General features: G+C 38.9%; 9 protein-coding genes and 1 pseudogene. 2 read left to right on the top strand and 8 right to left on the bottom strand.

Annotated elements, in window-relative coordinates:
* Positions 1-10 precede the first annotated feature (10 nt).
* Entirely contained in the window at positions 11-1,078 is a 1,068-nt protein-coding gene (locus FTV09_RS05385) for a ferredoxin reductase (protein WP_180057142.1), read from the bottom strand.
* Positions 1,079-1,244: 166 nt separating this feature from the next.
* On the opposite strand from FTV09_RS05385, the gene fabR reads away from it, so the two are divergent.
* Complete coding sequence (fabR, locus tag FTV09_RS05390) at positions 1,245-1,919, top strand: HTH-type transcriptional repressor FabR (RefSeq protein WP_245668191.1); 675 nt, start codon at positions 1,245-1,247, stop codon at positions 1,917-1,919.
* 82 nt (positions 1,920-2,001) lie between these two features.
* On the opposite strand, the gene FTV09_RS05395 is transcribed toward fabR, so the two are convergent.
* Both FTV09_RS05395 and FTV09_RS05400 read right to left on the bottom strand, forming a co-directional pair.
* Positions 2,002-2,808: an alpha/beta fold hydrolase gene (locus FTV09_RS05395; protein WP_180057144.1), complete on the bottom strand. Its 807-nt coding sequence runs from the start codon at positions 2,806-2,808 to the stop codon at positions 2,002-2,004.
* Positions 2,809-2,971: 163 nt separating this feature from the next.
* Positions 2,972-3,235, bottom strand: coding sequence for a PAAR domain-containing protein (locus FTV09_RS05400; protein ID WP_067762114.1), 264 nt, complete (start codon positions 3,233-3,235; stop codon positions 2,972-2,974).
* Positions 3,236-3,467: 232 nt separating this feature from the next.
* Here FTV09_RS05400 and FTV09_RS05405 point away from each other — a divergent pair, with 232 nt between their 5' ends.
* Positions 3,468-3,767: a hypothetical protein gene (locus tag FTV09_RS05405; protein ID WP_180057146.1), complete on the top strand. Its 300-nt coding sequence runs from the start codon at positions 3,468-3,470 to the stop codon at positions 3,765-3,767.
* A gap of 614 nt (positions 3,768-4,381) precedes the next feature.
* Here the strand turns inward: FTV09_RS05405 and rapA are convergent.
* From rapA to FTV09_RS05430, 5 genes and pseudogenes are all read right to left on the bottom strand, one after another.
* Positions 4,382-7,219, bottom strand: a complete 2,838-nt coding sequence (gene rapA / locus FTV09_RS05410) for an RNA polymerase-associated protein RapA (protein WP_180057148.1) — start codon at positions 7,217-7,219, stop codon at positions 4,382-4,384.
* A gap of 142 nt (positions 7,220-7,361) precedes the next feature.
* Positions 7,362-8,006: an RluA family pseudouridine synthase gene (locus FTV09_RS05415; RefSeq protein WP_180057150.1), complete on the bottom strand. Its 645-nt coding sequence runs from the start codon at positions 8,004-8,006 to the stop codon at positions 7,362-7,364.
* Positions 8,007-8,138: 132 nt separating this feature from the next.
* Complete coding sequence (locus FTV09_RS05420; RefSeq protein ID WP_180057152.1) at positions 8,139-8,843, bottom strand: phosphopantetheine-binding protein; 705 nt, start codon at positions 8,841-8,843, stop codon at positions 8,139-8,141.
* A 143-nt stretch (positions 8,844-8,986) separates the two neighbouring features.
* Positions 8,987-9,283 (bottom strand): hypothetical protein, encoded by a 297-nt coding sequence (locus tag FTV09_RS05425; protein WP_180057154.1) that lies wholly within the window; start codon positions 9,281-9,283, stop codon positions 8,987-8,989.
* 193 nt (positions 9,284-9,476) lie between these two features.
* Positions 9,477-9,914: pseudogene (locus tag FTV09_RS05430) on the bottom strand (ISNCY family transposase); the annotation flags it as partial.

Raw genomic sequence — 9,914 nt, forward strand, 5'->3', positions numbered from 1 at the left:
TTTTACTACCTTATAAATCAATAACTAAATCAGTCTGTGCTGAATTGACACAAATTTTTAATAAATTACCCGGTTCAGTATTTCGGCTACCGTTCACCAAGTTTTTGGTTGAACCTTCGACTTTATTGCAAGCACATTTATTACAAATACCCATACGGCAACCGTGGTTCGGCTTAATATTTTGTTGTTCCAAGCTAGACAAAATTGACTGCCCTTTTGGAATACTGACTGTTTTATTGGACTGAGTTAATGTGATATTCACAAAACCCACTTCATCGTTATCTACAGCACTCATACTAAATGCTTCACTCATAAAGCATTGCGCACTAGAACATAGCTGTTCTGCTTGGGTTACAAAGCCTGAAGGGCCACATGCATATATCGTACTCGCGCCAAGGTTTTCAATTTGTGCTATATGCGATGCACCTAAACGTGCATCCGCTTGCGCTTCTTGAGTAAAAAATATTTGAAATTTAAAATTAGGATACTGCGCAGCTAATTCATCAAAACGCGCTTTGAAAGCCGCATCTGCATGACGCTTAACCCAGTAAAGCAATTGAATTGGTTGTTCCGACATGTCTTTGGTCTGACTTAATGCTTTAAGCAAACTAAGCATTGGTGTAATGCCACTGCCAGCCGCCAACAAAATCAGTGGACTACGAGTTGATGGAAGTTTCATCTCACCAAACGGCTGTCCAAACTCGATAATGTCACCTACTTGTGTTTTTTCAACCAAATATGAACTAACAATACCCGCATCAACTTTTTTTACGCTCAGTAAAACGTGTTGTGCATCAAGCTGCGTCAAACTATAAGTACGTTCATAGCGGATACCATTAACCCGAATAAATACAGGATGATGTTGACCAGCTTGTCCAAATTTAAATAAGCGATTGATCTGAATGGTAAAACTTACCATGTCATTCGCTGCATTTTCTTTTTGAACAACTTTACCGAGGGCTTGACTGCCCGACCATAAAGGATTGAATTTCTGTAGCCAAAAATTTACTGCATTTACATCTACCACACTGTCTTTCAGTGCATTTAAAGGCTTTTTCGCTTTTTCAAGTACATGCATAGTCGAACACATTTCATGGGAGGTTTTAATTATTATACACATGTATATATATTTGTATATACAGTTGTTCACTTAATATGCATTTCACAAAATCTACTCGCTATCGCTATAATATGTTAATGTTTCTAATCCATTGAAAAATATGACTCAGTCTGCACAGACGAATATGGTTAACATGTACCAGGAAGAATTACATACAGAAGCTGAAGCGCCACTTACAATCCGTACAGTTGGTCGTAAAGCAACGATTACCAAGGAAGAACTGTTTCAAGCAGCGCTGAATTTGATCGGCCCACAAAAAAGTATCTCTTCTTTAAGCTTGCGTGAAGTTGCACGTGAAGCTGGCATTGCACCGAATAGCTTCTATCGCCATTTTAAAGACACGGATGAATTGGCAATTGAGTTAATTGATCGTGCTGGTGGCGTATTACGTCAGATTTTGCATGAAGCACGTTTAAAGGCATCACGCCAAAGCAGTATTATCCGTAGTTCAGTTGAAGTTTTTATTGAACAGCTTGATGCTGATGAAGGAAATTTAAGCCTACTACTTCGCGAAGGTTATACGGGGTCGCATTCATATAAAAATGCGGTTGAGCGTCAATTAAATTATTTCCAACAAGAATTAAAAGAAGATTTAATTGTTTTGGAACGACTGAATCAAAGCAAACTCGCGCATCCAGATATTGTTGCAATGGGCATTACTCAAATTGTATTTAACATGGGTGCCAAAGTGATTGATATGCCTGTTGAAGAACGCAAGCAAGTGGCGGAACAAACCATGATTATGATTCGCATGTTGTTAGAAGGTGCTCGTCATTTGGACGAAGCACAGATTCGATAAGCATCTAAATTTCAGAAAAACCAAATTAAGAAGGAGACAATATGTCTCCTTTTTTATATTCATGCATACTAAATAATACTATTCAGGCAGCAATATTTTTTAATACATGCATGACATGCTCGGCTGTTTCAATGGGCTGCTCCAAAGGAAACATGTGCCCACCTTGCAGGACAGTATATGGAATTTTATATATTTTCTTCATGGCTTGCGGAAAGCCTTGCTGATAAAACGGACTTTGCTCAGCAGTCATTAAATGCACTGGAATATTCGGTGCTTTACGTGGCGTTCGCCACCACCACGCAGGTACCGTTTTAAAAATTTCAGCTTCGACTATTTTGGGAATGGTCAAAGTTACCCCACTCCCCATTGCATTCCTTTGAATGCCTACATTCACATAATCTTGAAAACATTGATCATCAAAATCTTTAAATAATCGATTATTACGCAATGATTCAAATGCTTCCTGCTTGCTCAGCCATTGATCTTTACGTTTCAAAGTCATACCCGATGGGGTAAATTTATGAATGGCTTTAAGATTGAATTTTTTCACCAATTCAAACAATGCTGCATTACGCCCAATCACGAACGGTGGATCCATAATCACCAATTGTGAAAATAAATCTGGACGTTTATAGGCAGCCATTAAGGTGAGCAATGAACCAAATGAATGGCCTAAACCAATGACTTTTTGCTGCGGAAATTTCTGTTCAATATCAGCTATGACTTGCTCAACCAAATAGCGCCAATCTTTGGTAATCGGATACTGCGCCTCCAAACCAATCAATGGAATATATTCAACCTCATAGTCTGAGGTAAACTGCGACAAGAACTTCTGATAGCTTTGACCCGGTATGCCATTGGCATGAGTAAAATGTATCGGGGTTTTCATCAACTAGAATCCTTGATCGCAAACCATTTTGAACATAAAGCTTAGCCAACATAAATTTTAAAACAATAGCCTGAATAGACAAACTCATCTGACAATTCAGCCAAATCTATCGATTAATGAAAGCAATCTATACGGAGCTTGAGCAATCCCAACTTGGCAGCTGCTATTTAGCAGATACGACCATATTTTGCTGTGGCAAGAAAGTTGCACCACAGGTCGTTTTGTCCCCAACGATCACCACGCCTCGCCCTTTTACTGTCGTGCTTTGATCGCTAGCGATCGCACTGACTGTAGTTTTACATTTTGGGCAGTAATGTTTCATCCCATTTAAATGTACGGCAATACCATTAATAACAAAACTTGGCTCAGATTCTGTTACTACGCCGCCATGTGAAGTTTTGCTACCTAAAGTAATTAATGCTTTCATATTGTTATATTCTTTTTAGTACACCATAAAATTCGAGGCATTTTAACGCATGTCAATATTTCACTCTAGCAATGAATTGTTATAAAAAACAAAATTTAGCGACAACTATTCACGTCAAAACCAAATTAAATTTAAACCAAACTGTATAATGTGTCTATAAAAATAATCTATACATTGACCAATAAACCAATTTTTAACACACGCATTATTCCTCATTTTTAAGGAAATGATTATGCCCCGAGATACGAATGACAACCTTGTACAGCACCCAATTGTAAATGAGTTGCGCCAAATTTTACTGAATAATTGGGATCCGATTGGCATTAGTGATATAAAAAATATGGCTGATGAATATGATAGCTACTTACATGATTTATTGATTTTGGCTGAAAGCACCAATACCCAGATTGAAGATTATCGTGATGAGTTGATTTGTATTGAACGCGATTTTATGGGGCTGGATGCAGATATTAAACAATGCACTCAAGCCGCAATTTTAATTCATGCTTTGGCTTTAAAATATCACGTCTGAAAATTCAATTTTTATAGATTTCACTTCTCCATTTTATTTGGGAGCAACAAAACCGCCCAATTTTTTTATAAAAATTATAAGGAGTATAAATAATGATTTTAATTGATGATTTTTATTTAAAGCAACCTCAACGCGAAATTCATCTTGATTCAACCCAAAATGATGAATGACTCATGGCAGATTTTTTAGCGCTTTGCAAAAATGCAGAGCCTGAAGTTATAGTTGCTGCGGATTGAAGCTAATTATATACTTCGTCTGCTCCCTGAAATTCAGCATTACTGTGGTGCAATCGCTTTGAAACAACCCCTTTGCGACAAAATCGATTTTATAGCCCTAGAACACTATTATTTTAAACAACCGAAAGCGTCACGCTTCTGTATCCAAATACAATTCGATACACATAGCCCATATTTCAATATATTGTTTACATGATAGATGCAGAAGAAAACTTTGATAGTGCCATAGGCGATTTAAAAAACATCTATTTCTTATGAGGCAGTGAAGATACAACGGATTAAATTGATAATTACCGCCAAATACAATTTACAACCTATTAAAACCATCAGCCAAAGAAAAAGCACCCGAAGGTGCTTTTTAATATCAAGAAAGACCTATTACGGTTTTACCACCACCATAATTTGAATTGCTTCAGGTGTCACAGCCAAACCATCAAGCAATGTTAAACCTTCTTTTTGTAGCTTTTGTAGACGTGTAATTTCATCTTCACGAATACTTGGGTTGAACTGTTTGAGGTAAGTTAAACGGTCAATTTCATATTGCCATTTGCTACCGTACATTTCTTTGGCTTGCTGTTTGAAACCAGGTAATGCACCACGCGCAATTTCCAAAGCTTGAGTGTAACGCTGTTCAATCACATCACGACGCGCTTTAACCACTTGGCGGCAGCTATTGCCATCAAGATGATGTAAATAAGGACGTAAAATTTCAGGTGCAATTTTTTGTGATAAGTCTTGACCTTTTTCACTCAACAATACACGAACCAACTGTTGTGGCAGACTTGATGGCAAGTTCAATGCTTTTGGTGCAACAACATCCACTTTGAACCACACTTCCATCAACACAGAACCTTGTGGTAATGCAGCTGATTTTAATACCGCCACATTCGTACTACCAAAGCTTTGAGTATTAATCATTTCCATCACGCTTTCTGTGAATGGATGTTCAAGTGTTAAATACTGAGCATCTTCACGAATTTGTGCTTGGTCACGATAGAAAGTCGCCGTCATGCCTTCTTCATCAAGGGTTAAGCCCTGAACTTGCATTTGATCAGTTGGCTTGATGATCACCGTACCGTTACTTTGCTCATCAAAATCAATATTCGTTGACGCCATAAAGCGCTTCATGAACATTGGCAAAGTCGTGTTGTCGTCGTAATCTTCAAGTGCTGTCACAATCTCTTGCGCCACAATTGGACGACATGAATTGTATTCTAACAAACGGTCACGGCCAGATTGAAGCTCAGCTTCTAAAGCCTCACGTTGTACGCTTACTGCTTCAAGTAAATCTTCAAACTCTTGGCCTTTATCAGCAAGTAAACAATCTTTTAGGTTAACAATAAAGTTTTCTTGCAAAGTTTGCGCAGTTGGAGAAATGTTGCTGAAAATATTCAACGCTTCATTATACCAACGGAACATACGTTCTTGTGCTGTATCAACCAAATAAGGCACGTGAATTTGAATACGGTTTTCTTGCCCAATACGGTCTAGACGACCAATACGCTGTTCAAGTACATCTGGGTTTGCAGGTAAGTCAAACAAAACTAAGTCTGATGCAAACTGGAAGTTACGACCTTCAGAACCAATTTCAGAGCACAGCAAGATTTGCGCACCATACGATTCTTCTGCAAAGTATGCTGCCGCTTGGTCACGCTCTAACAAGCTCATGCCTTCATGGAACATTGCGGTACGAATACCAGCATGTAAACGAAGTACATTTTCAAGTGATTCAACCACTGGGCCACTACGTGCAATTAACAACACTTTTTTGTGCTTAAGATCAGTACGTAAACGTTCCATCAACCACATAACACGTGGGTCGCTTTCCATCCAAGAACCGTCAAGTTGTGCTTCTTCAGGCCACATTTGTTCACGTAGCTTGCCATCTTTAGACCAATTTTCTGGTGCTGGAAGTGGCGCTGGCTGACAGTCACGACCCGGGAAGCCTTGAATTGCTTCACGTGTATTACGGAATAAAATACGACCTGTACCATGACGGTCTAATAATTCGTGAATCGCGCGGAAACGCTGTTCAGGCTCATCACTAATACGGTGACCAAGTAAAGTTTCAATTGCAGCAATATGCGCTTCTTCTAGCGGCATATCAGACATTAAAACTTCTGCAATTTTTGCAGTTTGATGATATTGCTCTTCTTCGTCCAAGAAACGGTCTAAAGAACTAAAACGTTGTGGATCAAGTAAGCGTAAACGTGCGAAATGGCTTTCTACACCCAACTGCTCTGGTGTAGCCGTAAGTAACAATACACCTGGTGTTTTTTCTGAAAGTTCTTCTACAAGGTCGTAACGGTCATTGCCGCCCTCTTCTTCAGACCACATCAAATGATGGGCTTCATCGACTACCAGTAGATCAAAACCAGCTTCAAGCGCTTGTTCACGCAAGTCATCATGATCAATCATCAAGTCAACACTTGCGATGATGCACTGTTCTGTTAGGAATGGATTTAAATCAGGATCATGTTCTTTAATTGATGCGGTACGGGTCAAATCAAACAAAGAGAACTCAAGATTGAAACGACGACGCATTTCAATCATCCATTGATATTGCAATGAATCTGGCACCAGAACCAAAATACGTTCAGCACGGCCAGTTTTCAACTGTTGATGAATAATCAAACCTGCTTCAATGGTTTTACCTAGGCCTACTTCATCAGCAAGTAATACACGTGGTGCAAAACGTTTACCAACTTCATGTGCAATATATAGCTGATGCGGAATCAAACCGACACGCGAACCTACTAAGCCACGCAATGGGCTTGATTTCATGTTGGCTTGAAGCAATAAAGCCTCAATACGTAAGTCGTACCATTCTTTATAATCGACTTGGCTTGCAAGTAAACGCTCAAGTGGTTTCGCCAACTGAATGCTTGCACCAATACGCGTTTCATTGAGTGATTTACGCTCTTCTGAGCCATCTTCAAGCTTTCGTACTGCGTTATAACGTACAACTCCACCACGGTCTTCAAATGACTCTACAAGCCAAATTGTGCCTTCTTGGTCTTGCACTTCATCATTCACATTAAAAATGATTCGAGACAAAGGCGCATTGTGGCGTGCATAAACACGCGTTTCGTCACTTTTTGGGAATAAAATGCTGACCGATCGCTCATCAACATCAATAAGAACACCTAAACCGAGTTCTGTTTCTGTATCTGATAACCAACGTTGACCAATAGCAAACTGCTGCAATTTTTCCACCTTTTTCTCAAGTTAGGTCTGAAAATATTAAGCTCAAACTTTGAATGTTATTTGAGCAAAAATCTAGACCTTTAAGCAATATATTTTGACATAAAGCCCACCAAATTAGTGAGCAGAATTCTTTGGGATTTAAATGATTATCCTAAAATGGTACGGCACAATGAAATTCAACTGGCTGTTCCGTTTCAGGATGAGTAAAACTGAGGTGTTCAGCATGTAAACAAAGACGTGGCATGAGTTTTTGCTGATCAGGAGTTGCATATAGCGTGTCACCAACAATCGGATGACCTAAATATTGCATATGTACACGTAATTGATGTGAACGACCTGTAATTGGGGTTAACGCTACACGTGTTACTGGTTGTCCCTGAATTTCAAAATGTTCAGTAGCTTTCCAATGTGTGAGTGCTGGCTTGTTGTGGGCAGGATCAGCGATATGTAAAGGTGGATGTTCTGGGTCATATACCACAGGAACATCAACAGTTCCCTCACCCTCTAGTGTTCCTGCCACCAATGCTTGATAGGTTTTAGACGTTTGACGTTCTTGAAACTGGCGTGAAATTCGATTTTGTCCTTGACGTGTCAAAGCAAAAACTAAAATACCTGAAGTATCTCGATCAAGACGATGAATCAGTAATGTTTTCGGCTCGATTTTCAATAAGCGATTGATTACACAATCTTGTAAATCTGCTGTTTTTCCCGGAACTGTGAGTAAACCTGCCGGCTTATGGATCACCATAAAGTCCGTATCACGATGTATCAGGTGTTCTGTTAGAAAGTTACTCAAAGCTCAATCCAGTCTGATCACGAAAAACAAGGCGGCAATGATAAAAAGCTTAGCCAACAATTACAATGCAAAAAGCCCTATTTCCCGATGTATTTTCCGATTTAGAACAAAAATTTTTCCAATTTGACCTAATTAGGAATTACTAAGCAATTTTTCGAGCAAAGCTTTCAGGCTCGCATCTTGTAAAAAGTCTTCGTAACGAATATTTGCCCCGCTCGCACGCCAAAGGCCAACCAAGTTCACCATCCCCACAGAATCTAATCCATAACTGCGTAAATCTGTGAGTGGATCAATTTGTAAAGGTTCCATTTCTAGCTGTTCAGCAACTGCAAGTAATATGCCTTTAGCAGACAACACATAATCAGTCGGTGCACTCAAACTCCATAGTCGCGTTACACTATAGCTGTTCATGTGGTGAAATCCCTGTGTTGTCAGGCTATCTACCCATTGTATATGTTGTTCTTGGCTACTTAACTCAATTGCGTCATCCACCACGCAGATCTGCTCGGTCACGCTTTGTAAGTGTGGCAATATCTGTTTCAGCATGGGGGGAATTTGGCCTGCAAATATTAATTGCGGATGTGATGTTGCATATTCACCGAGCTGTTGCATGCCTTGCAGTAAATCATCCCCATATAAATCGATAATTGGGATTTCCAGTGCTTTGGCTTTATTAGTGACCTGAATCAGGTTTTGCATCAATGCGCTGTCTTGGATTCCTTGCATCATGCGTAGATTTTGTAAACCTACGAGGACTAAAACAGATGCGGAGGATAAGAGTTGCCATTTGGCTTTTGAGGGAGAAAGTTGGATTTTCTTGGGCATGGGGTACAGCATGGGAGATGAGTCAGCTAATTATTCATAAGTTAAACTTATGCTAGCGTAGATACACAAAAATGATAAGTTCTTAGCTCTATACTTATTTACCTATGTAAACATAAACATTTCGTATAACGCCATTATGTTAAATGGATTTAATTTTACATAGCCTTATATTGATTAAATGCTTGAAGCATTTCCTCTTTCTGTTCTTTGGAAGCATCTGGATATGAGTAAAATCTTTCATAATCATTTCTAAATTGGCTATTTTCAATTCTTTTAGCTAAGCCATCAATAAAACCTTTTCCTTGAGTCTGGTACTGCTGAATCGTTTGTTCATCTAGGCAGATAGTTTTCTCCCAAGAAGTTGCACTCATATTTATAAGAACATTGAGATATATATTTTCGCAATCCTCATATAGTTCCCAAAAATGAGGTTCTATTTCTATAAGCTGCATTCTACTAGCATTCCTAAACTTTTAATTATTTCTAAAATTAACATAATACACGTTATGTGAGGTTAAAAAATTGAGGCTATAGCCTTAATTTTTATGTATTTTTTAAAATTTAAAACCTAGGCCAGTGCCTAGGTTTTTTTGTTATTCACCAATTAAAATGTCTATGCGATAAACCATTTAAAATGTCCTGTTTTTAACCACAAGAGTCAAGCACAGGATTTAAGTTTCTTTGTTCAACAACAGCTTTCTGAGCTTTACGACTTGGCATACTTTTCTTGGCCCGGGAACGTTTATTCTGTTTTTCTAGTTCTTCATGCTGCTGTTGAATATGCGCCAGGACTGAACCTAACCGTTTATTCTCAACAATCTCATTTTGCTGTAGCCCAGCCAATTTATTGAAGATGCTGTAGTTGAGCTTTCGTCCTTCATGCATGAGGGCCACAGTGCCATCCGGATACTCCAGAAATGCAATGTATTGCCCAGCAAGCTTATGATTCAGCTCTATCGGTTCAAGCAGATAAATACATTTGTCATAGGTAATCGTCAGGTTCTTGGTGACCTTACGCGGTTCCTGCCAGGTAAAAATATCATCCAGTTCAAGATCAGATTCGGTTAATGGTCGATGCAGGTT

This window comes from Acinetobacter sp. YH12227 (assembly GCF_013417785.1).
GTDB lineage: Bacteria > Pseudomonadota > Gammaproteobacteria > Pseudomonadales > Moraxellaceae > Acinetobacter > Acinetobacter gandensis.

What these genes read in the sequence shown, in the direction of transcription:
- FTV09_RS05385 (WP_180057142.1), bottom strand. Translation starts at nt 1,078, where the DNA reads ATGCATGTACTTGAAAAAGCGAAAAAGCCTTTAAATGCACTGAAAGAC.
- fabR (WP_245668191.1), top strand. Translation starts at nt 1,245, where the DNA reads ATGGTTAACATGTACCAGGAAGAATTACATACAGAAGCTGAAGCGCCA.
- FTV09_RS05395 (WP_180057144.1), bottom strand. Translation starts at nt 2,808, where the DNA reads ATGAAAACCCCGATACATTTTACTCATGCCAATGGCATACCGGGTCAA.
- FTV09_RS05400 (WP_067762114.1), bottom strand. Translation starts at nt 3,235, where the DNA reads ATGAAAGCATTAATTACTTTAGGTAGCAAAACTTCACATGGCGGCGTA.
- FTV09_RS05405 (WP_180057146.1), top strand. Translation starts at nt 3,468, where the DNA reads ATGCCCCGAGATACGAATGACAACCTTGTACAGCACCCAATTGTAAAT.
- FTV09_RS05420 (WP_180057152.1), bottom strand. Translation starts at nt 8,843, where the DNA reads ATGCTGTACCCCATGCCCAAGAAAATCCAACTTTCTCCCTCAAAAGCC.
- FTV09_RS05425 (WP_180057154.1), bottom strand. Translation starts at nt 9,283, where the DNA reads ATGCAGCTTATAGAAATAGAACCTCATTTTTGGGAACTATATGAGGAT.